The sequence below is a fragment of the Blastopirellula marina genome (assembly GCF_002967765.1).
GTDB classification, from domain to species: Bacteria; Planctomycetota; Planctomycetia; order Pirellulales; family Pirellulaceae; genus Bremerella; species Bremerella marina_A.
Genome location: NZ_PUHY01000005.1, coordinates 592,050 through 616,216, shown reverse-complemented (window position 1 = coordinate 616,216; position 24,167 = coordinate 592,050). Strand labels below are relative to the sequence as shown.

Sequence of the window (24,167 nt, the reverse complement as noted above, 5' to 3'; positions counted from 1 at the left end):
GATTTCGAAAAACGGCGAAATCTGTGGTTCGTCCTCTTCAGGCGATGCGAAACGAGCACAGAAATTGCATATCGGGCACATTTCACCCGATTGGGGATTCGCCGATGGGTAAAGAATATTCGCCGCGGACGGTCAACTGGCGGACCGCTTCGTAGGCGACCACGGATGCGGTTGAGGCCAGGTTCAAGCTGCGGACGTCGGTTCGCATGGGTACCGAGATGGCTGTTTTTTCGTTCGCTTCCACCAGCTCGCGCGGCAGGCCAGCGGACTCGCGACCGAAAACCAGGACGTCGTCTTTCTCGAACGCGATGTCGGTGTAGGTGGTCTTGGCGGTCTTCGTTAAGTACCACCAGCGATTCCCTTTAAGTGACTTAGTGAGCGTATCCCAATCGGGGACAACTTCCCAGTTCAAATGCTGCCAATAGTCCATCCCGGCCCGCTTCAAAGCGGTATCGTCGACTTGAAACCCGAGCGGTTCGACCAGCCACAGTTTGATTCCGGTTGCGACGCAGGTTCGGCCGATGTTGCCAGTGTTTGGCGGGATCTCCGGTTCCAGTAAGACGATATGAAGGACCGGGTCATACATCGAAATTTTCTCGCTTCCAAATCAAAATGGCTTTTCGGGCAAGGGCGCTATGGTACGATACGTCCGTTGCTCGGAGGACGAGGCTATTCTGTCGCTTCCTGGCCAACGCATCCAGTGGACCTATCATCTTTCCCCGTAACCGTTTTTCGCCACCATGTCTGACGCACGCATCGACTCGTATACCCACGCCCTTGAGTTCGCCGAAAAGCAGGTCGCCCACATCGTGCAGGCGCATCCCGATTACTTCCCTATCTATACCGAGGGTGGTAAGTGGCGTCATGACAAAGAGTTATGGACCGACTGGTGCGCCGGCTTTTTCGCTGGAATGATGTGGCAGTTTCATCTGCGGACCGGTGACGCCGACTGGCGAGCCAAGGCGGAGCATTACTCGAAACTGCTCGAGCACCGCCAGCATGACCGCGACGTGCACGACTTGGGGTTCATCTTCTTAAGCACCTACTTGCCCTGGTACCAGTTGACGGGCGACAAGCACTTGAACGACGTGCTGATCCAGGCCGGACGGACGCTGGCCATGCGATTCAAGGAAAAGGGACAGTACCTACGCAGCTTTGTCTCGGATGACTCGCTGTTCATCGACATCATGATGAATGTTCCGATCATCTTTTATGCTGCCAACGAAACAGGCGACGCCGAGCTGATGCGAAAGGCGGAAGCGCACTGCCGGACAACGCGTGACAAGATTGTCCGCGAGAACGGTTCGACCGCTCACGAAGGGATGTTTGACTTGGAAACGGGCGAGTTTCTTAAGCAAACCACCCATCAGGGCCTGCGAGGCGATAGTAGCTGGGCCCGCGGGTTATCGTGGTCGCTCTATGGTTACAGCAAGGTATTCGCCCTGACCAATAACCCTGAGTTCCTAGCCGTTGCCGAGCGAAATGCCGACTACTGGGTCGCGAACTTGCCGGAAGACAAGGTGCCGTTCTGGGACTTCGACGCCGATTTAAGCCAACCAGCCCCGTGGGGAGCTCAAAAAGAAACCTCGGCGGGTGCGATCGCCGCCTCGGGCTTGCTCGACTTGTCGAAGCAGGTTTCCGATCCCGAAAAGGCCAAGAAGTACCGCGAAACGGCTCTGGCAACACTCGATTCCCTGGTTACCCCAGAATACCTGGCCATCAACGACGAAGGCTGGGAAGGCATCCTGAAACATGGGGTCTACCATACCGAAAAAGACCTGGGCGTCGACGAATCGGTGATGTTTGGCGAATACTTCTTTGTCGAAGCTTTGACGAAGGTCGTTCGGGAAAAATAGAGCCTTCCGTTCTCAGAGACCACGTTAGGAAACCAAGAAATGTAGGCTGGAATGAGCGTTAGCGCATTCCAGCCTACGGATCTATATGCCAGTGGCAAACGTGGTTGGTCGGTTTCGAATCGGTGGTATCCGTGGTTAAGAACGTCTCCTCCTGGCCTGGTAAGTAACGTCTGGGGCGAACTTCTTATCGCTCGGAATCAATGAAGAGGGAATAAAGCTTCGAATCGTGATGTTGTCAAATATCCCGCGGTTGGTGACAATAGAGCAAAAGTCTATCCACCGCGGGAGTTTACAACGTTGGAAATCGTTCGCAATCCGACACGCAGCGTCAAAATCGGCAGCGTGACTATTGGTTCCGGCCACGAAATCGCCGTTCAAAGCATGACGGCCACCAAGACCCAGGACATCGACGCCACCGTCGCCCAGGTTACCGACTTGGAAAAAGCCGGCGCAGATGTCATTCGCATTGCGGTCGATAGCAAGAAAGATGCGGAGGCTTTGGCCGAAATCCGCAAGCAAACCAGCGGTAATCTCTCGGTCGACTTGCAGGAAAACTACCGCTTAGCTGAACTAGTCGCGCCGCACGTCGACAAGATTCGCTATAACCCGGGGCACCTTTATCACCACGAACGCGAGAAGCCGTGGCAAGAGAAGGTCGAATACATCATCGGCGTGGCCAAGGACAACGACTGCGCCGTGCGAATTGGTGTGAACTGTGGCAGTGTCGATCCCGCCAAGTTGGCCCAGTACGACAAAGAAGATTCGATCACGCCAATGCTGGAAAGTGCCTGGGAGCACTGCGACCTGGTCGATAGCCTCGGTTTCGATCGCTACTGTGTTTCGTTGAAGGACAGCGATCCGCAAAAGGTGATCGAAGTGAATCGTCGCTTTGCTGAGAAGCGGTCCGATGTTCCGCTGCACTTAGGGGTGACCGAAGCCGGCATGCCGCCCGATGGCGTGATCAAAACGCGAATCGCCTTTGAACAGCTGATCGGTAACGGCATTGGCGATACGCTGCGAGTCTCGCTCACGGTTCCTAACTCGCGTAAGGGGGAGGAAATCGAAGCCGGTCGCAAGATTTTGGCCGACATCAAAGCAGGCCGCCTGCGAACGGTTCTCGATTACGGTTTGCAAACGCTGAACATCATCAGCTGCCCGAGCTGCTCGCGCGTCGAGAACGAAGCGTTCGTTGACCTGGCCGCGAAAGTGAAAGAGCTGACGGAGTACGCCAAGGACCACAAGATTACAATCGCCGTCATGGGCTGCCGCGTGAACGGCCCCGGCGAGACCGACGACGCCGATCTCGGTTTGTGGTGTGGCCCGAACTTCGTGAACTTGAAACGAGGAGGCGAACCACTGGGCGCCTTCGACTACGACGAAGTGCTGGTTCGTCTCAAGGATGAACTCGACCAACTGATTTCCGCCCAAACCGTCGGCTGATCCCACCTGCCGCTGCAAAGGACCACGGATGGCCTTTCTCCACAAATCGCCTACCGCTTGCGTAACGCTCCTGTTGGGGCTGGTTTGCATGTCCGCGCTTGGCTGCACGATGTGGAGTAACCAGTTGGCTCCGATGCCGACCACGTTTGTCGACGACGTTCCATTGAACATCGAATCGGATTTTGATCTGCAAGACGATAGTCAGGTGCTGCAGGAAATCCGCAACTTGAAGATGGAACTCCGGGATGATCTGGGGATTCCTTTCTCGAACCAGAATATCAACGTACGGATCTTTCGCGATCCCACCGCGTTCGCTCAGTTCACACGCAGACACTTTCCCCAACTTAACGGACGGCGGGCGTTGTTTGTTGTGGAAGGGGGGCAGTATTACGTCTATGCGATTTGGTCGGATAGCATCCTTTCCGACCTTCGTCACGAGCTGACGCACGCTTACTTGAACTCTTCGGTCGGTACGCTTCCGCTTTGGCTGGATGAAGGACTGGCCGAGTATTACGAGGTTGTCGGCGTGCGGGGCCGAATGAATCGCGAACATCTTCCGTGGTTGAACGACGGCCTGAAAAACTATAAATGGCAGCCCAATCTGGAACGCCTGGCAACGATCTCACGTCCCGAGCAGATGAGCGGAACCGATTACGCTGAGTCGTGGCTGTGGATTCACTTCCTGATGCAAAACCAACGTACGACGATCGTCCGCGATTATCTGGTGGCGAGACGCGAGCGAAAGATCGTCGATCCGATCCCGCTTCAGATTCGCACCAAGATTCCCGATGCGGAAGAAAAGCTCACCCAGCATCTCCTCAAGATCCAACCAGGCCAGCCGGCACAACCGTAGTGCTTTGACCTACAAAAGAGGAGAAGATCGGAAGCCACAGAAATACCGAGGGACGAGATTGATGAATTGAGAACTTTGTGTGCCCTAAGCATCCTGTCCGGGCGACCCGCTCACCCGGGGCACACGTTGTTGGTCTAGGATATATCCGATAATTGCCTTTCTCCCTCTGTGGCTAAGACCTCCCGCCCGCCTGAAGAAGAGAGCTCCTCATGATTCGTTCCGCGACGGTTCAGTTTCAACATCGTCCTGGCGACAAGCGTTATAACTTGTCCCAGGTCGAACGTTTCTGCCAGCAAGCTGCCGAGCAAAGCGTGCAGGTGATTTGCTTTCCTGAGATGTGCTTGACCGGCTATTGGCATGTGCGGAATCTCGATCGGGATGAAGTGGACACATTGGCAGAGCCCGTACCGGATGGATCGTCGACCAAGTCGCTTGTCGAGCTTGCCGCAAAGTTTGATTTGATTGTCGGGGCAGGGCTGATTGAAAGAGCCGGTGATGGGCAAATCTACAACACGTATGTTGTGGCTCTGCCGGACGGCGCAGTGTATCACCATCGCAAGCTCCACTGCTTCATCAGCCCGCACTTTAGCAGTGGCGATTCGTACACGGTTTTCGATTCGCCGCTCGGCTGCAAGTTAGGTGTCTTGATCTGTTGGGATAACAACCTGGTCGAGAACGCCCGAGCCACTGCGCTGCTGGGAGCCGACATCTTACTGGCTCCGCATCAAACGGGTGGAACCGCTTCGCGCAGTCCGTACGCGATGGGACGCATTGATCCGCAGGTCTGGGACCAGCGGGCCGTGAACCCTGATTTGTTGCGTACGGAAGTGAACGGCCCGAAGGGACGCGAATGGCTACTGCGCTGGCTACCGGCACGCGCACACGATAACGGAATGTTTTTGCTTTTCAGCAATGGAATCGGACGCGATGACGATGAAGTCCGGACGGGCAATGCCATGATTCTCGATTGCTATGGACGCATCCTCGCCGAGGTCGCTGAGCCAGAAGACGCGATGGTTGTGGCCGACTTGGACTTGAGTATGCTCGATAAATGCACTGGCCGGCGATGGATTCGGGGACGACGCCCTGAACTATACGGCGTGCTGACCAAGCGTAGCGGGCATGAACTCGATCCGCGGGAAGCTCGCTTTTCGGAAGCATCGACCGAGCGAGCTAATTAGAATAGGCCAACCTAGCACTCTCAATTAGGTAGCCGATCTGAGAAATTCGACAGGCTGTTAGTCGAGCAATTTGGCCATCATACGGACTTCGTCATAAGCTTCGAAGCCAAGCTTTTCAACGACGCCTGTGAGCATATCGTTGCTGCTGTTGACCTGCGTTTCGACGACGGCCGTTCCCCCTTCGCCCATTTGTCGGAGCGTTTCAGCCAGGAAGAACTGAGCGTGGATCTGGGTACAAGACGCCAGCGGCTCGAGATCGACAATCCCGCTCATCCGCACACCGCGCAGGTGACTGAATGCTTCCAGCTCGACGACTTCCAAGCGGGCCAGCTCGGCACCATCTTGCTTTTGGACCAACGTGTAACGGGTACGATGTTGATGCATGAAGATACATGCTTCGCGGTATGATCCAAACGGCGGATCATCGTCTCGAAGCACATTCAGCGAGCGGCGAGCCGAGATCTGCGTTCGATCGACCGGAGGACGGAAGCCTCGCAGAGCGCGCGAGTAGACGCGCCAAGCGGTCGACGGTGACAGTTCGTTCCGCTCGGCGAGGTTCATCATACGCGGATCAGAAACCAGCGCACCGCGGTTACAGCTGACTTTCGCCAAACCGAAATAGAACGGTCCAGGTTCCGAGGTACCACCCAGCAGCAGCACCTTTGCTTCCGAGTCGCGTACCCGTGATTCGACCGCCTGGAACAGAACATCTTCAATTTCCGCCGCGTTGTCGACATTGGCCGCGATAACAATGGGCACGTTCGCCGTTTCGCCACGTGCTTCCGAGGCAACCAGCGGTCCATCGGGCACTAAGTGCGCCATGCCCACGATTTTCCCGTCTTCCTCGGCTACCAACAGGTTTTGCGGCTGGAAGTAGGGCTTGGCGAACACCTGAGCTTCCAACAACGCGACAGTCATCGGCTGAGCAAGTCCCCGAGCCACAGGCTGGTGATTCCAAAGTTCCACCAGTTTGGGAGGATCGCTGTTGGAGAATGTACGAACGACGATCAAGAGAAAATCGGTCTGTGCGAAATGGGGTTGGGTTACGGCTTACACCGTAAGCGTATCGCAAAAAGAGCCAAGCGGGAAGGTGTGGATTTCGTGAGAAGGTTCCAGGTGCGGTTATCAGCATCTGGTTCCCTCGCTCCTTTGGGGAGAGGGTGAAGAACGAACCAGCTAGACGTCTCTCACAACCCTCACCCTAGCCCTCTCCCTTGGGAAGGGCGAGGATACAGGCGATTGCTGGGAAACGGGCGTTCGTTTCCAATGCCCTCGCACTGAGGATCACTGGAAGACGACGCTCTTAAACTCGACTTCCCGGAAACGCGATCACCTTCGCTTCGGCTACCATTTCGTCTTCTTCATAAACCATTTCGTAGAGAAGCTCGCGGGCCACGTCGCAATCGCGCGGGTCGGTTTGTTCGACGCTGTCGCTGACCAGGCGTTCGGTCGTTTGACCGGTGATGACCACCGTGTCGCCGATTTCGGCCTGGCTGAACGCGTAGCGAATCGCCTCTTTCCGGTTCGGAATCACGTGTGCCTTGGCAGGTCGACCAAAGCCGTCGACGATATCGTGCACGACTTCGCTATTGGTCCTTCCGTAAACGCTGCTCAGCGTAATCAGCGAGACGTCGCTTCCTCGTTCGGCAACACGGCCCAGCAGTGGACGATTGATCCGGTCGCTTAGTTCGTTGGCTCCCAGCACGCAGATCAAGCGGCCAGGAGTAACGCGGCGAAGGGTCTTCAACGCGACGGCAAGACCGTCATGGGTGTGAGCCTGATCGACGAAAACACCGAACGATTGGCCACATTCAATTCGCTGCATCCGGCCTGGAAGCGTTTCGACCGACTCCAATCCACGAACGACGGTCTTCAGATCGACCCCGTAAACCAGGCAGACCGCCGCAGCGACCAAGCAGTTGTAAACGTGGTGATCGCCGATCATCCGGGTGCAAACCGGAACCGACTGGCTGCCGGCGGTTAGCAGGAAGGTTTGTTCGCTCTTGTGACGCTCAATGACCGTCGCTGTGATCTCGCCGACCCCATGCATAGCGATCGAGAGGGAAGGGACTTCGGCCTTGTTGAGCAGACGAACACAATTAGAGTCGTCGCCGTTGAAGATCGCCACACCGGTCTCGCGAAGGTATTTCAGCAGCTTCTTCTTTGCGCGGTAGTAATTGCGGGCCGAGCCATGTAGTTCGATGTGATTCTGACGAATGTTGGTGAACGCGGCGACGTCGAGCTGAACGCCGGCCAAGTGCTGCTTAACCAAGCCTTCGCTGGAAGCTTCGATCACGGCATGGGTGCAACCGTTGTACTGCATCCGCGAGAGCATATCGGCCATGATCGCCGGGTTGGGCGTTGGGTGGCTCCACGATTGTTCGTCATAACCGTTATCGAAGCCGAGGCTCGTCAAACTGCCTACCTTGGCTCCGGCTTTTTCCAGAATGGCTTTGATCAACAAGCAGGTCGTCGTCTTGCCGTTGGTGCCGGTGACCCCGATCACTTTGATTCGATTGGTCGGCTGATCGGCCAACGCATGGCACAATTGACCATAAGCTTCGCGGCTGTCCGAGACCACACACACCGGCACGCTAACGGGGAGTGGCTTCTCGGAAACAACCGCCGCGGCTCCACGCTCGATGGCGTCTTCGACCTGGTCGTGTCCATCTTCGCTATCATCACAGATCGCGACAAAGACTTCGCCAGGGAGAACATGTTCCGGTCGAGCACAGCAAGCTTGAACAAGAATGTCGCGAGCGCCGATGAACTTGGCTTCCGGCAGTAGATTTCGGAGCGAGACTCCCACACGGGAAGTAATCGATTGCGACATCGTTGGCCTCCTTGCCAGTAATTGCTCGATTCAGAAGGGAGAAAAACCTCGAATCCATCCGAAGTTCTTACGCAAACGACTCGTCCTGGTTCTTCCTGACCAAGGACATGCCTAAAATAAGACGGTCGCTCGACGCTGTGGCTAATGTTTTCCATTTCCGCTCAAGAGTCAACCCGACTTTGCCGACACGCTCGCCGCAATTGCTCGCAGATGCGAGGAATTGCGAGAAGAGTCGTTGTAAGTTTTCAGGAATCAGTTTTCAGCGAAGTGAAACGGGCTCATACCCAGGTTCCCTAGCTCGCCAAGACAGGTAACGCCAAGCCTGAATTGCTAAAACAAATTCCAGAGAATTTCCTTCCCCGATACCCTCTCCCATGTCCGAGAAGTTTGAATCAACCCAATCGCCAGCTAGCACACTGCCAGTCATTTAACACTATGCCTTCCCAAGATTTCGATCTCGATGAACTCGCCGCCTATCTTCATTTGAACCCGTCGCAGGTCGAGAAGCTCGCGGGGCGCGATGATATTCCCGGCCGCAAGGTCGCCGGCAAATGGAAGTTTTCTAGGGCCGAAATCCATCACTGGCTCGAACATCGCATCGGCGTGTTTGACGAACAAGAGCTTGTGCGGGTCGAAGGCGTGCTCGATCGGCACGGCAAGCATGAAGAGCCGGTTGTGATCGGTGACATGCTGCACGAGAACACCATCAAGATCCCGTTGACCAGCCGTTCACCGCGGAAGGTCGTGACCGAGATCTGCGAACTGGGGACTGCGGCGGGCTATCTGTGGGATGCACCGCAAATGATTGAAGCGGTCCTCACGCGCGAAAACATGCACTCTACAGCCCTCGACAACGGTGTGGCACTGCTTCACCCTCGTCGCCCCATGCCGACGATCCTGGCTGAAGGCTTTCTGGCAATGGGACGCACTTACCAAGGCATTCCCTTTGGCGGCAGCCGCGGGATTTTGACCGATGTCTTCTTCCTGATCTGCTCGATCGACGATCCATCCCACCTGCGCACCCTTGCTCGCCTGAGCCGTATTATCAACGACAACAAATTGCTCAGCGCGATCCGTGAAGCCGATCATGGTGACGACGTTCTTCAGTTGATTCGCGATCGTGAGGACGAATTGTAAGTGGGTAACGAACCGGCCATTGAAGTGCTGATTCTGGGCGATCTCCAGGCCGCGGAGTTCTCGTGTTTGTTGCCGACGCTCGGCAAGTATGCCACCGTTCGCTGGCACCCGGCTGAGGTTGCCGACGATCACACGCACTTCGACTTGGTACTGCTTTGTGCTTCAAAGCCAGGACAATTCACCGAAGCCGATATCGAGACGGCACGACGGCAAAGTCCTTTGGCTCGCTTCGTGCAGATCCATGGACCATGGTGCTACGGCGAAGCCCGTACCTGGCCGCTGCCGCCGGCGATCGAACGAATTGCCTGGTACGAAGCCAGCTACCGCTTGCCAGCGCTCATTCGATCGGCCAATCGCCCTAACATTCCAGTGACGTCATCGCCGCAGGAACAAGCCCTCGCCGCCATTCGGGAGATGCCTCGGTCCGAGTCGGGCGGAGAAGTCGGGATTTATGCGCTCTCAGCGGCCGACTTCGGTTTATGGGAATCTGCTTGTCGAGCACTGGGACTTTCGGCAACCTGGGCAAATCTCGACACGCCACCGGATTCTCAGTGGGTAGGCTTGGTCGCGATGCTTCCCGGGACCGATCGAGCCGAGTTTGCAACCGTTGCCGCCGCGTTGAACGCCCCAGGGGACGTTCCGAAGCTGCTTTGCGTTGGTTCGCCCACCTGGGAGGACTGGCAAAAGGGTCATTCTTGCGGGGTAACCGCAATTTTGGGGCAGCCGTTTTCCCTGGCGGATGTGGCCCAACTCCTGATTCCGCAAGGAGATTGCGGCATTTTGCCCCTCGTCAATCGGGCGGGCAATCGGTAGGATGAGGAGTTCTTCGCGATGTTGCGATCCCAATTAGATGTTCTCTTGATCCAAGCTTCATGACCAGTTTGCCCATTATCGATCCGAATGCCCCTCAACCATCAGCCGCCGGCGAGTCGTGCGGAACGGGCGAGGCCCGCGGACGGTATTCGTTTATCAGTCTCGGCTGCCCTAAGAACCTGGTCGATAGCGAGCGGATGCTGGGCCTTCTGAACAAAGATGGCTACCAGCTGACCCAAGACACCGAAGGCTCCGACTTCGTCGTGATCAACACGTGCGGCTTCATCGAACGAGCTCGTGACGAATCGTTTGCCGCGATCAACGAAATGTTGGAGCTGAAACGTCAAGGCAAGATCAAGGGCGTTATCGTTTCCGGCTGTCTGGCCGAACGTCAGAAAGACGCCTTGCTGGAAACCTGCCCCGAAATCGATCAGGTGGTGGGTGTTTTCGGACGGGAAGAAATCACCCGCGTTGCCGACCGCTTGGTAGGGAATTTGGAAGAACAACGCACGGTGTTTCGTCCCGCTCCGGTTCGAGCACTGAGCGATCGCGAACGACTGCGGATTACGCCGCGTCATTTCGCGTACCTGAAGATTTCGGAAGGATGCGATCGGCTTTGCACCTTCTGTGCGATCCCCAAGATGCGCGGCAAGCATGCGACTAAGCCGATGGAAGAAGTGATCGCCGAGGCAGAAGAACTGGCCGCCGATGGGGTTCGCGAACTGATCGTCGTCGCTCAAGACACGACCTATTACGGCATGGACCTGTACGGCGAACCACGCTTGGCCGAGCTTCTTTCCAAGCTGAATCAGGTTGAGGGCATCGACTGGATTCGCTTGATGTACTTTTATCCGATGTACGTCGATCGTCCGTTGATGGAAACAATCGCCGGATGCGATAAGATTGTGCCGTACGTCGATATTCCGCTTCAGCACATCAACGACACGATGCTCCGTCGGATGTCACGCCGTGTGACCCGCAGCAGCACGGAAGAACTGGTCGGCATGATGCGGGACGTGATGCCTGACCTCAACATTCGGACGACCTTCATCACCGGTTTCCCTGGCGAAACGGACGAGCAGTTCCTGGAACTGGCCGACTTCATCGAGAAGCAGCGTTTTGAACGCGTCGGGGTGTTCACCTATTCGAAGGAAGAAGGAACCCCCGCAGTCAAGCTGGACGACCATCTTCCCGAAGAACTGATGGAACAACGCCGCGAGCACTTGATGGCAATCCAGCAGGAAGTGGTCTTCGATCACAACGAAGCGAAGGTTGGCCAAACGATGGATGTCATCATTGATCAGCCTGTCCCTGGCGAGAAGACCGCTTGGATTGGTCGCACCAAGGCTGATGCCCCTGATGTCGACTGTGTAGCGTACGTCACCGCGAAAGGTTTAAAGCCGGGGGATATCGTCCCGACTGAAATTGTGATGTACAAAGACTATGATCTGGTCGGTGTCGCTAAGGGACCGGCCAAGTAGCCCGTTGAACCCTTTACGTTGCGGTCGATCATCAAATGATTGTCGACCGGACGGCAACCGCGAATCGCCCTCATGTCTGACAAGCCGATCCCATCCAACGTGATCGTCAACGTTCCCAACACGTTGACCGGTATCCGTTTCATTCTTTCGATCGTGGCGTTCGTGCTGCTGCCGCTGAACATGATTTGGGGGGCGTTGGCCATCTTCATCGTGGCGGTCTCTACCGACTGGATCGACGGTTATTGGGCACGGCGTTACAACCAGGTCACCCAATTCGGTCGCATCTTCGACCCGTTTGTCGACAAGATTATCATCTGCGGAACGTTTGTCTTTCTGGTCGCACTGCCAGGCTCGGGAATTGCTGCCTGGGTAGCGGTGGTGATCATGGGGCGCGAAATGTTGGTGACCGTGATCCGCAGCTTCGTCGAACAGCACGGCGGCGATTTCTCGGCCAACTGGCCCGGAAAATGGAAGATGGTACTGCAGTGCGCGTCAGCGATTCTCTCGATGATTACGCTCGCTACCGACGAAGGGCAGGGGATCACCACCTGGTACGGCCTGGCTGGGTTGGATGCAACCTGGTTTGTCTATCTGTTTAATTTGATCCTGTGGGGAACGATTGGACTGACGCTGGCCTCGGGAACCATCTATATTGGCGATGCCCTACGCTTTATTCGTTCTGGAAAGCTGTCTTCCTCCCCATAAGCAAGAAACTGTGGTTGCATCGCTCGTTGGTCTTGCCGTCCTCGCATACGCCGTTGTACTGCTTTCCGTTTCGTTCTCGGTTTGGATGTATATCTTTGCTCGTCGGAAGGCAGATCTGCCAATCCTTGAGCAGCGCTCGACCGATGTCTGTCACTGGGGCGCTATCGATGTGGTCGTGGGTACCATCGGCGTGATCGCCCTGATCATCGTGCTTGCCGGCCTGTTCATGGGGCCAATCGATCGAAGCCCAGGTGCAGAATTAGACCTCGATCAGAAGATTGGCGCGATGTGGGGTCAAATGATCGCCCAATCGCTTGTTTGTATCGGACTGGCCGTCACCATCGTGATGCGGGGTGGTGGTGGGATGTTCTTCGGAACAAGCACAGCCCAGCGGAACGAAGACATCCGAATCGGCGTTGCGGCTTTTTGTGCCCTGTGCATTCCGGTGATCGCCATCCAGGTGCTTGCTGGCTACCTCACACCTTACGAACACCCGCTGATCAACATGATGATCGCTGATCCGCAGCCACAAGTGCTGATTCCGGTGTTGATCTCGGCCGTCCTGATTGCCCCACTGACCGAAGAGTTCGCGTTTCGCCTGGTCTTGCAGGGTTGGCTGGAGGATCTACTAGGCGGGCGACTCGGTAGGCGGTTCTCGATTTTGTGGGGACGGACGGACAACGAAGTAGTCGTAACGCCCCATTCCGATCCTGAGACATTCGCCCTCACCGAACCGGCGGAGACCAATTCGTACGACGAAGACGGGAATCCCTACGTCTCACCCATTATGCAGGACGAAACCGAGTTCGATGAAGATGTCGGTATTCATGTTCCGGCATTTCAAGGAATGCCCATTTTGATCAGCGCAACGTTGTTTGCGCTGCTGCATCTTGGCCAAGGTGCGGCCCCGATTCCACTATTCGTGCTGGCTTTGGGCCTGGGTTACGTCTATCAGCGAACGCGCACTCTGACCCCTAGCTTGGTCGTTCACATGCTACTCAATGGGCAGTCGATGGTGCTGCTGCTGGTTCAGATCTTCTTTGGGGAAGCAGCCCACACACCGCCGGTTTAATTGCGGCGTGGCTCCTCGTATAATGCCGACCATACAAAGGGGATCAGGACACTTGTTACTGGTTGCGAATCGGTACGGCCGTGTCTTCCTGCTATGAAAAAGTAAACAATATCACCACCCCAGCGGAGTGAAGACGAATGGCGTTTGGTTTTGGCATTATCGGCACAGGCATGATCGCGGAATTCCATGCGAGGGCAATCGCCGACATCGCCGACGCCAAGTTGGTCGGCTGTTACAACCGCACGCCTGAGAAAGCCGCTGAATTTGCCGCCAAGCATGGCATCACGGCCTACGAAAACTTAGACGAAATGCTGGCCAACCCCGACATCCATGTCATCACCATCGGCACCGCCAGTGGCGCCCACATGGAACCATGCGTTGCCGCAGCGAAAGCAGGCAAGCATGTCATCGTTGAGAAGCCGCTGGACGTTACGCTCGCCCGCTGCGACGCGATGATCGATGTGTGCCGCGAAAATAACGTGAAGCTAGCGACCATCTTCCCTAGCCGCTTCCATGGCCCGGCCACGGAGATGAAAAAAGCGATCGAAGAGGGTCGCTTCGGCACGCTTTCGCTCGGGGATGCCTACGTCAAATGGTTCCGCACACAGGAATACTACGATAGCGGCGCTTGGCGAGGAACCTGGCAGTTGGATGGGGGTGGTGCGTTGATGAACCAAGCGATCCACAGCGTTGACCTGTTGTGCTGGTTGATGGGCGACGTCGCCTCGATCACCGCCAACTGCTCGCTTATCGGGCACGAGCGCATTGAAGTGGAAGACGTCGCCGTCGCTTCGCTCAAGTTCAAGAACGGTGCCCTGGGTACCATCGAGGCGAGCACGGCCGTTTACCCTGGCTATCTCAAGCGAATCGAGTTGCACGGCACAAAGGGAACCGCCGTGATGGAAGAGGAGGACATCAAGACTTGGGACTTCGCCGAGCCGACCGACGAAGACGAAGCCATCAAAGCTCGCTTGGCTGGTAAGACTGAGACCGGTGGCGGCGCTGCCGATCCGAAAGCGATCGGTCATCATGGACACCGCGCCCAATTTGAAGACCTGTTGGCTGCCGTGAAGGAAGACCGCGAACCTGCGATTAACGGTCTGGAAGGACGTCGCTCGGTGGAAGTGATTTTGGCCATCTACCAGGCCGCCGCAACCGGCCAACGCGTTGACTTCCCACTGCAGAAAGATCCTGATCTCAAGGGTTGGACTCCGGGGAAGTAACGACCTCTGCCTTTGAGATCTTCTCGTAATCTTTAAGCCTCGATGTTGTCCCCGACAGGACGATATCGAGGTTTTCATACTTTGTTACTAAGTGCCCAACCTTGGTACCGGCTCTGGTGTCGAGCGTGGAGGGTTTTAAGCGTGCACTGACAAGGCGTCCTCCAACTCAGGCCACAATCGCTCGCCACGTTCAATTCTCTTCAGCAACGGCCTTCTAGCATCGCTTCTTCCAGTCGTGGGACTGCTCTTCTATGTATCCTCGCACCAATCAAATAGATCGAATCGAACGTACCTAAGATAGGTCATCCAGGCGGTTTACACAGTCGCCACTCCCAGTTGTTCGCGTTGGAAATCAATTGTTATGCATTCGGTGTCGGAAAATTTTTCTGCATGTCGCCAAAATTCTTAAAATAAATTAACCGCCTTTGTTTTCATCTGCGCTTATCACGCTCTTGGGGGACATGATTCAGCGACAAACGTCCCAACCTCTGAGAATAAAAGGGCTAACGGCTCGAGGTAGATGGAAGATTGGAACGCGGCCATTGGAGTGCGGATTTCCATTAACTGACATTAGCGAGATTTAGCGGCACTCTAATATCTGATTTCGCGGGGAATGAATGGTTGACGGCCTAACAGGGTAATGATACTCTAATTTTCATGTTTTTTGAGATTTCTTTTCACTTGCACTCCTCCTTTATTCATCTGGAATCCGCATGCGCATAAAGAACATCAACAAAGGTTTTACCCTTGTCGAGCTGTTGGTGGTGATCGCCATCATCGGCGTCTTGATCGCCCTGTTGCTACCGGCTGTTCAACAAGCCCGTGAAGCGGCTCGTCGTATGAGCTGCAGCAACAACATGAAGCAGATCGGTATTGCTCTGCACAATTACCACGACACCTACCGTTCGTTTCCAGCCGGCTATCTGTACCGGGGTGGTAACGGCAAGTGCAACTACGGTTGGGCCGTAGCGATTCTTCCGTTCGTCGAACAGCAGAACTTCTACGATCAATTGAACCCTGGCAAAATTCCGCTCTACCAACGCTACAACGGTAGTTCGACTGCCGCCGATAAGGCCTTGCTGCAACATCGTCTGGAAGCTTTCATCTGTCCGTCGGATGCGGGCCCAGATCTGGCCAAAAGTCAGCAGTTCAGCAGCACCGATCACTTTGACGTTGCCGTCGCGAACTACATCGGCTGTGCAGGCTGGAGCAACACGCCGCACTACCCAGTGAAAAACCAAGACGCTGGTGGGTTACTGTGGGGTAACAGCTTCCTGAGCTTCGCCGACATAATTGACGGTACCAGCAACACGTTGATGGTCGCCGAACGCGAGTACCCCAAGGGTCGTGCGGCAACGTGGCTCGGAGCAGGTAAGAACGACAGCTACGGAAACCAGGCTACGCTTCGTACGCTCTTCCGTGCTGCGTTTACCATGAACTTCGACTACGCAGCGGCTGGCCAGCCACAGAACGCCGGCAAGGGCTGGTCGAGTCTCCATCCTGGCGGCGTCATGTCGCTCACCGCAGATGCCTCAGTCCACTTCATTCCGGAAACGACGAATAAGAACAACGTTCTTCGTCCGCTTAGCCTTCGCGAAGATGGTAACGTCTTCGAATCACCGTTCTAAGGCTATCCGTACTTCTGTCTCACACAACTCAAGTGACAGCACAGCCAGGTTGTGTTGTCACTTTTTTCGTTTATCTCAAGGGATCCCAATCATGCGTCTGCCGTTTCGGACAGCGTCAAGCTTTGCCTTTCTTTTGTCTTTGATGTGTGTTGTTGGCTGTAGCGGTGACTCGATGGCTCCGGTCACTGGCGTTGTCACATTGGATGGAAAGCCGGTTTCCGGGCTTGAAGTCAATTTCGAACCAACCGGTGATACCAAGGATCGCACCACGGCAACCGGTTATACCCAAGAGGATGGCAGCTACTCCCTGGTCTACCCAGGCTTCAAGGAAGGTGCTCCCCTCGGCGAATACATCGTGCGGATTGTGGGTGGAGAAGCCCTGGATGATGGAACGGCCAAACGCGTTCCCGCAGAATACAACACCGATTCGACCCTCAAAGAAACGGTTACTTCTGGTGAGAACAAGTTCGACTTCGAATTGACCAGTAAGTAATTTCAACCAACGCTGGTTATTGAACCCAAAGAGAAAGCCACCGATTTCGCAAATGCGAATCGGTGGCTTTTTTCAATGATGATCGTACCAACCAAACTGGCTTCGAATCCTGTCAGTGGATAATTCCCATCCTAGTGAATATCGCGTTGTGACCTTCGGCACATCTTTGAGAACGCCTGCAACTCAATCGCCAACGGAGGATTCAATCGATGAAAGAGAATGTTGCCCAGACTACCCTTGAAAGATCCGACGATGAACGGGAATTTGCTCTGAACGAACGTATCAACGATTGAGCAAGCCAATAGGCTCAGGCAACAATTCAGGTGTAGTTAGCCACTAATCCCCAATCATATTTGGGGCCGTGCTTATCGTACTCTTTGGACTGAGTTTAGCTTGAAGTTCTGCCAGTCCGCTTAGATTCTCTTGCAACGACTCTTTCGAATCGAGCTCATTACGATGATCGAGAATTCCGATCGGTCCGTCGTAACCGCTTTCTAACACCGTCTTAATCATCCCGCGTTCGTACATCCCTTTGCCGATTCCCAGTATCTTCGGCTGAGCGTTGTCGTTCATGCCGTTGAGGTTGACGCACAGCAGGTAAGGTTTCATCTGCTTAAAGCTTTCGGCGAAGTCCGCGATATGTTCGTGACCGTGATGGAAGTTGTAGACGATACCCACGTTGTCAAATCCTTCCTGACGCATCGCCTGACATACGTCGACCATGTTCCGTGGTTCGCCAGACCAGCCGCCATGATTGTAAATACCGAGTTCGCAGCCGAGTTCTTTCGCGCGTTTGGCCAGTGGGGTCAAATTATTGACGGCGGAGGCCACCTTTTCCTCTTGGATGTTACCTTCCGGCTGGGGAAGCATCAACCAGATTTGTGGATGCAGGTCGTACTTCTCGAACAACTTGAATGCTTCTTCGTGCACGCCCCAAAAGGCAAAGAACTCGATGTTGTGCTTTTGATACGCTTCAATTTCCTGTTCGAAAGTTGGCACATGCTCGGCGCGCCAATCGTAGGCGCATCGACCGATGCCAAGCTCTTCAAGCATCACGGCCCGCTGCTCTGGCGTGCGTTTCGCGGCATCGAAAGGCACGATACACCAAGCAACCAGGTTATCCTGCCTTAATGGGTCGGCAGCTTTCACCGACGCGATTGGAACGAAACAAGCAAACAACAACACAGCCGTGGCAAACAAACGCATGGGAGTGGCTTCTGAAGAGTGGATAGTAAGGAAGTTCAACGTTACGGCGTTTTTTATCTTGCCTGACTTATGAAAGAAAGGCAACGCTTTTTGGGGGAATGCTTTGCGATGCCGTTTTACGGTAAATCTATAGGACTTCGCTCGTTGAAGCATTACAATCGAAGTGTGCCACGCACGACCAACTCCCGCCTTAGATCCTCCCTCCTAAGTAATCGTATGCGTCCAATGCTTTCAGCACGTGGAACCCATTTCAGTTTGCTCTTGCTTACCGTTTCTCTCGTACAGGGTTCTCTGTTTTCGTCGTTGGTAGTCGCGGAGAAAACGCCTTCGTTCGATCGGCTTGGTAACCAGTTTCAGCACGATATCGCTCCGCTGCTGAAGACGTACTGCAACGACTGTCATTCGACGGCAGATAAACAGGGGGAACTCGATCTCGAACAGTTTACGGACCTGGCGGCAATTCGGCACGATCCTGCGGCCTGGCAGAAGGTGCAGCAGATGGTCCGCCACGGCGAAATGCCGCCGGAGGATAGCGACCCGTTGTCGGCCGATCAAACCAAAACGTTGTTAGCGTGGGTCGACCAGTACTTGGTTGTTGAAGCAAAAGCGAACGCCGGCGATCCTGGCCCGGTTGTCTTACGCCGGTTGAACAACGACGAGTACACCTATACGATTCGCGATTTAACCGGTGCCCACCTCGATCCGGCGAAAGAATTCCCGGTGGATGGTGCCGCGGGAGAAGGATTTACCAACACAGGCAACGCCCTCGTGATGTCACCATCGCTGGTTCGGAAGTATTTGGACGCTGGCAAGCAAATCGCGGATCACGCGGTGCTGCTGCCCGATGGTTTCCGCTTCTCGGCAGGCGAAACGCGTCGCGACTTCACCGATGAGATTCTCGCCGAAATCCGCGGCATTTACTTCAATCACATTCGTGACGTAGGCAATGCCCACGCGCTCGACCGCTGGAACGTAAGCGATCCGAAGAAGGTCATGGCCGAAGAAGGACGAATCGACCTAGAGCCCTATTTCGCCGCCTTGATTCGTCATCGCGATCAGCTGAAAGCGGACGTCACGCAAGCCAGTTCGTTGGCCGCCCAGGAACATCTCAACGCCAAGTACTTCACCCTCCTGGCAAATATGCTGGTCGATGCCAAACCCCGGTCAGCATTGTTAGAAGATCTTCGTCAGCGTTGGCAATCCGCTGAAGAAAACAAAGCAGCGGACCTCGCCAAGACGGTCCGCGCATGGCAAGACACGCTGTGGAAATTCAACTCGGTCGGTCACTTCGGCAGCATTCGCCCCTGGCAGGAAGCGATCAATCCGATCGTGCCTCGACAAGAGTTTCGCGTGAATCTTGACTCGCCCGAGGCGCTTACGTTGTCGCTAAGTGCGATTCCCGTTACTTTCCGCGAAGCAACTTCCGACGTCATTTGGCGCCGCCCTCGCCTAGTACGACCAGGCCTACCTCCTATTCTGTTACGAGACCTGAAACCGACCGTGGCGGCCATGCGTGAAGCACGTCATGACATTGCCAATCGGACGGCAGACTACTTGGCTGTGGCCTATAAGATTGCCCATAGCGAACAGCCGGTCGAACTACCACAGCTGGCCTCCGCCGATTCTCTCGATCCAAAGTTGTTGTCCCAGTGGCTCGACCTGCTTGAGATCTCGTATCGCGGCGACACCACGATCACTTCTCACTTGCCACAGCGTCTGACCAGCGTGGCTGGCAAGACGGGCATCAATGGCTGGGGAGCCCCTGGGCTTGATGCCTTATCCATTGCAGGCAACGGCACCGACCAGACCGTTTATATCCCTGGCGAGTTGAAAGCCCACGCGGTCACCGTGCATCCTCGCCCCGAGCATTGGATTGCGACGGGATGGCAAAGCTCATTTGAAGGCGAAGTTTCGATCAAAGCTCACGTCCGTGATGCCCACAACGCGTGTGGCAATGGAGTCAGTTGGTGGCTGGAACATCGTCATGGCAGTCGCGTCTCGGTTCTGGCCAGCGGCGATGTCGATTCGGGCGCGGAAGCAGTCATTGCCCCAGTCGAGAAGCTAACGCTCGCGCGCGGTGATGTCATCGCGCTGAAAATCGGCCCCCGGGCCAGCAGTCATGTTTGTGATTTGACCGAGATCGATCTGACCATTCACGAACTCGGAAACGAAGGAAAGAAGTGGCAGTTGACGGCTGACTGTGCGGACACGATGGGGGAAGCAAACCCGCACGCTGACCACTACGGCAATCCCGAAGCGTGGCATTTCTATTACGGCCGAATGGACCAGCAAGCCGAACCGAGCCGGCTTCCGCCAGACTCGCTTCTGGCGAAGTGGAAAGCAGCAGAGAGTGCAGAAGAAGCCAACTTAATCGCCCAGCAGATTCAGCAGCGTATTGCCAAGGTGGCCGGAGACACGCCCCTGGAAGAGGCAGATTACCTGTATGCCGATCTCTTGGCCTGGAATGGGCCCCTGGTGGGCGGGATCACCGCTCAGGCCGATCCATCCGGAAGCGAGGACCTGGTCGCCACGATTCCAGCTACGATTCCCATATCGCTGCCGGACGAGATTTTTACAGGCGCCGAGTTTGTCGTCACGCTCGAAGTCCCATTGGGCGGCATGCCTGTTCAGGGGAGCGTCGGAAGAACCCCGCTAGTCAATAAACACCTTCTCGCCGGTTCGCCAATCGTCGCTGCCGCTGATCAGCTTGCTGCCCCGCAGATTACTGGGCCCTTGGATGACTTCCGCCACTACTTCCCGGCGATCGTTTGCTATCCGCAAATTGTGCCCGTCGATGAAGTGGTCACGTTGGTCTTATTTCACCGTGAAGATGACGAGCTATCTCGCTTGTTGCTCAGTGAGGAAGAGCATGCGAGGCTCGATCGGCTATGGGACGAACTCCATTACATCAGCCGGGATGCCCTCGATATTACCGTTGCGTTAGAACAACTGCTCGAGTTCGCCACGCAGGATGGCGACCCAACGCAGTTCGAGCCGCTTCGTGAACCGATTACCAACCAAGCAAGCGCCTTTAAGCAGCGGCTTATCGATACGCAGCCCGCTCACGTTGATGCGTTGGTCCGATTTGCTGAAAAGGCGTATCGCCGCCCACTCACGCCGCGCGACGAGCAAACGATCCGCGAACTTTACGCTGAACTTCGGACTCAGAAGCAGCCGCACGAAGAAGCGTTCAAATTGTCGCTGGCCCGCATCTTGGCTTCCCCCGCATTCCTATACCGCTCAGAGACTCCCGGTGCCGGGAAAATGGCGACCCAGATCGACAACTGGGAACTGGCGACTCGCTTGAGTTACTTTCTGTGGTCGACCACGCCTGACGTAACACTTCGCGAATTGGCTGCCACCGGCCAGCTGCAAGACGATACGGTATTGAAAGAACAAACGGAGCGAATTCTGAGTGATGAGCGAATTCGTCGCCTGGCGATTCAATTCGCCTGTCAGTGGCTCCATGTCCGCGATTTCGATGAGTTCGATGAGAAAAGTGAGCAGCACTATCCGCAATTCGCTGAGCTACGGGGCCCGATGTATGAGGAGTCGGTCTTATTCTTCCAAGATCTGTTTCAAAACAACGGCTCGATCATCGATATCTTGACGGCGGATCACACTTTTTTGAACGAGCAACTCGCCAAACAATACGGTATTCCCAACGTTGAAGGTCAAGAGTGGCGCAAGGTCGAAGGGGTCCGTCAGTTTGGCAGAGGGGGCATTCTGACCCAAGCGACCGTGCTGGCCAAGAACTCCGGCGCTTCCCGCACCAGTCCCATCTTGCGAGGAAATTGGATTTCCGAAACGCTGCTCGGGGAACGTTTGCCACGCCCACCTTTGAATGTGCCAGTCTTACCCGAGACAGCTCCGGAAGGACTAACCGAGCGGCAGTTGATCGAGAAGCATAGCAGCGTGGCTGAGTGTGCCAAGTGCCATAAGCGAATCGATCCATACGGCTTCGCCTTGGAAAGCTACGACACGATCGGGGCCTTTCGCCAGAAAGATCAGAGCGGACTTTTGATCGATTCAACCACCACGCTGATGGACGGCACGCCGATCGACGGACTGGCGGATATTCGTGACTATATTGCCGTGCAACGCAGGGAAACGTTCGTCAAACAGTTCTGCAAGAAACTGCTCGGCTACGCGCTGGGACGCTCGGTGCGTCTTTCGGATCAGCCGCTATTGGATCAAATTTACGCGGAGCTTAAAGCGAACGAGTTCCGCGTGCAAATCGCGATCGAGCGAATCGTGCTCAGCCCGCAATTTCGCGAGATTCGCGGCAACGAGTTTTCAGGGATCGAGTGAACACGCCACAGGATACCAACCATGAACCAACGTTTCTCACGACGTACGATGCTACGCGGCCTTGGGGTGAGCATGGCCTTGCCTTGGATGGAATCGATTCCGGTATGGGGAGAAACGACCGCCTCGACCGATAAAACAGGCGAAGCACCGCTACGTTTCGGCGTGATGTTCGCTGGCAACGGCTTCCATCGCGATCACTTCTGGGCGAAAGGGGAAGGGGCCGACCTGGAGATCGGGCAGGTGCTCGATCCGCTGGCTCCCTATAAAGACAAGCTGCTGTTCATCCGCGGCTTGTATAATGCCGAAGCGTTGAAGGGAAATATCCATAGTTCACAAACCGGCAATTTGCTGTCTGGAGCTCCGCTTTCCTCCGGCGGTGAAATCCGTTCCGGCACAAGCATCGATCAGGTGCTCGCCCAAGAGTACGGGCAAGACACCAAGGTACCCAGCTTGGTCCTGGGCTGCGAAAAGTCGAACCCGTCGGTGCACAAAAACTATTCCATGCTGTACAGCTCGCACATTTCGTGGAGTTCGCCGACAACGCCGACGCCTTTGGAACTTTATCCGGCATTGGCATTCGACCGCTTGTTCGAGGATGGTGCGAAGCGGGAAGAAAAGAGCGTGCTCGATGCGATTCTCGGTGACGCGAAGGATCTTCGGCGCAATATCAGCAAGGCCGATCGCCGCAAGTTGGACGAATACCTCGATTCGGTCCGCGATGTCGAAGAACGAATCGATCGCGCCGGCAAGCGAGGAGAGATGCAAGGTTGGAAGCCGCCGCTCGAGAAGCCGAATATGGCCCGACCGGCCGACGGTATACCGCAAGACATCGCCGAGCATATGAAGCTGATGTGCGACATCATGGTGTTGGCCTTCCAGACAGATGCAACCCGCGTCTGTACGTTGAAGCTTAATAACGACCACTCGTCGCTGCGGTTCTCGAACTTGGGAATCGATTACATGATCCACCATTTGCTTTCGCACCAGGAATCGGAGGACTGGCTGAAGGTCAACCAGTTCTTCTTCGAGCAATTGGGCTACGTTGCCAAACGCCTCAGCGAGACGCAGGAAGGAGAACGCACGACGCTCGACAATACCATGATTATGTTCTGCTCAAGCATGCTCGCCGGAAGCCAGCACGATGCCACCAAGCTGCCGGTGGTGATCCTCGGCGGAGGTGGCGGCAAGCTGCAAACAGGGCGAACGCTCGACTACCTCGATCAGCCAAACCGCAAGATGTGCAGTTTGTATCTCTCGCTGATGGACAAGTTCGGCATCCACAAAGAAACATTCGGCGACTCGGCCGAACGTCTGGCAGACATTTAATACGCAGCCATCATCCGTCCCTTCCGGTTCCCTCGCCCCTGTGGGGAAAGGGCCAGGGGCGAAGCGGGTACCAGTCCAATCTTTTAAAAAAAAGCAACGGCGAACCGAGGATCAGACGGATCCCAGACAGATGTCGGCAGCTAATCCTCCGGCGTTAGTTCCACAGCCACGGCCCAGTCTTTCGCGTGGCTGGGGCGCTGCGAAAGGAGGTTCTCGGCGGACTTCGTCGGTGGAAACTTCCGTAGTTGCCAGTCCGAGTCGAGCATACCGAAGCGAAAGACGATCCGTGTGGTCATTAGGTCGCGCCGCTTTTTGTAGTAGAACTCTAGTTCGAACGGCGACAAGGCATCAGGAAAAGTGCCCACGCCAACGATCAGGAATGCAGTGCGGCCGAGGTGGAAGAGATTGAGCACAGTCACGCCATCACACCACGTGCCCAGCTTTCTCGTGAATTCAATTTGAGAGAACGGCATCCAGTATTCCAAGAGGGATGCCAAGTCTGATTCGGCGAGGAATGTCTTGCGTTCCGCGACTGCCGTGAACCTCCACTGCCAAAGAATCGCCGAAATTCGGGCCTCTAGAGAATTGGTTTCATTAGGTGTTGTGTTG

Annotated in this window: 19 protein-coding genes; 14 read left to right on the top strand and 5 right to left on the bottom strand. The window is 55.4% G+C overall.

Annotated elements, in window-relative coordinates:
• Positions 1-82: 82 nt before the first annotated feature.
• Positions 83-586 (bottom strand): tRNA (cytidine(34)-2'-O)-methyltransferase, encoded by a 504-nt coding sequence (locus tag C5Y83_RS06820; RefSeq protein WP_105328902.1) that lies wholly within the window; start codon positions 584-586, stop codon positions 83-85.
• A 154-nt stretch (positions 587-740) separates the two neighbouring features.
• Between C5Y83_RS06820 and C5Y83_RS06815 the strand changes: the two genes are divergently transcribed.
• The 4 genes from C5Y83_RS06815 (at position 741) to C5Y83_RS06800 (ending at position 5,330) form a co-directional block, all read left to right on the top strand.
• The gene (locus C5Y83_RS06815) at positions 741-1,856 is read left to right on the top strand and encodes a glycoside hydrolase family 88 protein (RefSeq protein WP_105328901.1); all 1,116 of its coding nucleotides are present in this window, start codon (positions 741-743) and stop codon (positions 1,854-1,856) included.
• A 297-nt stretch (positions 1,857-2,153) separates the two neighbouring features.
• Positions 2,154-3,296: a (E)-4-hydroxy-3-methylbut-2-enyl-diphosphate synthase gene (ispG, locus tag C5Y83_RS06810; RefSeq protein WP_105328900.1), complete on the top strand. Its 1,143-nt coding sequence runs from the start codon at positions 2,154-2,156 to the stop codon at positions 3,294-3,296.
• Positions 3,297-3,324: 28 nt separating this feature from the next.
• Positions 3,325-4,149 carry a hypothetical protein gene (locus tag C5Y83_RS06805; protein WP_105328899.1) on the top strand — a complete coding sequence of 275 codons (825 nt, stop codon included), beginning with the start codon at positions 3,325-3,327 and terminating at the stop codon, positions 4,147-4,149.
• Between the two features lie 209 nt (positions 4,150-4,358).
• Positions 4,359-5,330 (top strand): nitrilase family protein, encoded by a 972-nt coding sequence (locus tag C5Y83_RS06800; protein WP_105328898.1) that lies wholly within the window; start codon positions 4,359-4,361, stop codon positions 5,328-5,330.
• Between the two features lie 57 nt (positions 5,331-5,387).
• On the opposite strand, the gene C5Y83_RS06795 is transcribed toward C5Y83_RS06800, so the two are convergent.
• A complete protein-coding gene (locus C5Y83_RS06795; protein ID WP_105328897.1) occupies positions 5,388-6,341 on the bottom strand; it encodes a GNAT family N-acetyltransferase in 954 nt (317 codons plus the stop codon).
• A 292-nt stretch (positions 6,342-6,633) separates the two neighbouring features.
• Positions 6,634-8,163: a Mur ligase family protein gene (locus tag C5Y83_RS06790; RefSeq protein WP_105328896.1), complete on the bottom strand. Its 1,530-nt coding sequence runs from the start codon at positions 8,161-8,163 to the stop codon at positions 6,634-6,636.
• Positions 8,164-8,598: 435 nt separating this feature from the next.
• Between C5Y83_RS06790 and C5Y83_RS06785 the strand changes: the two genes are divergently transcribed.
• From C5Y83_RS06785 to C5Y83_RS06750, 8 genes are all read left to right on the top strand, one after another.
• A complete protein-coding gene (locus C5Y83_RS06785) occupies positions 8,599-9,300 on the top strand; it encodes a PTS sugar transporter subunit IIA (protein ID WP_105328895.1) in 702 nt (233 codons plus the stop codon).
• Positions 9,301-10,113, top strand: a complete 813-nt coding sequence (locus C5Y83_RS06780) for a hypothetical protein (RefSeq protein WP_105328894.1) — start codon at positions 9,301-9,303, stop codon at positions 10,111-10,113.
• Positions 10,114-10,172: 59 nt separating this feature from the next.
• The gene (gene rimO, locus C5Y83_RS06775) at positions 10,173-11,594 is read left to right on the top strand and encodes a 30S ribosomal protein S12 methylthiotransferase RimO (protein WP_105328893.1); all 1,422 of its coding nucleotides are present in this window, start codon (positions 10,173-10,175) and stop codon (positions 11,592-11,594) included.
• Positions 11,595-11,666: 72 nt separating this feature from the next.
• Positions 11,667-12,299 (top strand): CDP-diacylglycerol--glycerol-3-phosphate 3-phosphatidyltransferase, encoded by a 633-nt coding sequence (gene pgsA / locus C5Y83_RS06770; protein ID WP_105328892.1) that lies wholly within the window; start codon positions 11,667-11,669, stop codon positions 12,297-12,299.
• A 10-nt stretch (positions 12,300-12,309) separates the two neighbouring features.
• Positions 12,310-13,371: a CPBP family intramembrane glutamic endopeptidase gene (locus C5Y83_RS06765; protein ID WP_158262264.1), complete on the top strand. Its 1,062-nt coding sequence runs from the start codon at positions 12,310-12,312 to the stop codon at positions 13,369-13,371.
• Between the two features lie 137 nt (positions 13,372-13,508).
• Positions 13,509-14,594, top strand: coding sequence for a Gfo/Idh/MocA family protein (locus C5Y83_RS06760; RefSeq protein WP_105328890.1), 1,086 nt, complete (start codon positions 13,509-13,511; stop codon positions 14,592-14,594).
• A 713-nt stretch (positions 14,595-15,307) separates the two neighbouring features.
• Positions 15,308-16,222, top strand: a complete 915-nt coding sequence (locus C5Y83_RS06755; RefSeq protein WP_105328889.1) for a DUF1559 domain-containing protein — start codon at positions 15,308-15,310, stop codon at positions 16,220-16,222.
• A 91-nt stretch (positions 16,223-16,313) separates the two neighbouring features.
• A complete protein-coding gene (locus C5Y83_RS06750) occupies positions 16,314-16,715 on the top strand; it encodes a hypothetical protein (RefSeq protein WP_105328888.1) in 402 nt (133 codons plus the stop codon).
• A gap of 336 nt (positions 16,716-17,051) precedes the next feature.
• Here the strand turns inward: C5Y83_RS06750 and C5Y83_RS06745 are convergent, their stop codons facing one another.
• The gene (locus tag C5Y83_RS06745) at positions 17,052-17,921 is read right to left on the bottom strand and encodes a sugar phosphate isomerase/epimerase family protein (protein WP_105328887.1); all 870 of its coding nucleotides are present in this window, start codon (positions 17,919-17,921) and stop codon (positions 17,052-17,054) included.
• A gap of 225 nt (positions 17,922-18,146) precedes the next feature.
• On the opposite strand from C5Y83_RS06745, the gene C5Y83_RS06740 reads away from it, so the two are divergent.
• Positions 18,147-22,232 (top strand): DUF1592 domain-containing protein, encoded by a 4,086-nt coding sequence (locus C5Y83_RS06740; protein ID WP_158262263.1) that lies wholly within the window; start codon positions 18,147-18,149, stop codon positions 22,230-22,232.
• Positions 22,233-22,253: 21 nt separating this feature from the next.
• On the top strand, positions 22,254-23,558 hold the full coding sequence (locus C5Y83_RS06735) for a DUF1552 domain-containing protein (RefSeq protein ID WP_233207128.1): 1,305 nt from the start codon (positions 22,254-22,256) through the stop codon (positions 23,556-23,558).
• A 140-nt stretch (positions 23,559-23,698) separates the two neighbouring features.
• On the opposite strand, the gene C5Y83_RS06730 is transcribed toward C5Y83_RS06735, so the two are convergent.
• Positions 23,699-24,031 carry a hypothetical protein gene (locus C5Y83_RS06730; RefSeq protein WP_105328885.1) on the bottom strand — a complete coding sequence of 111 codons (333 nt, stop codon included), beginning with the start codon at positions 24,029-24,031 and terminating at the stop codon, positions 23,699-23,701.
• Positions 24,032-24,167: the final 136 nt, after the last annotated feature.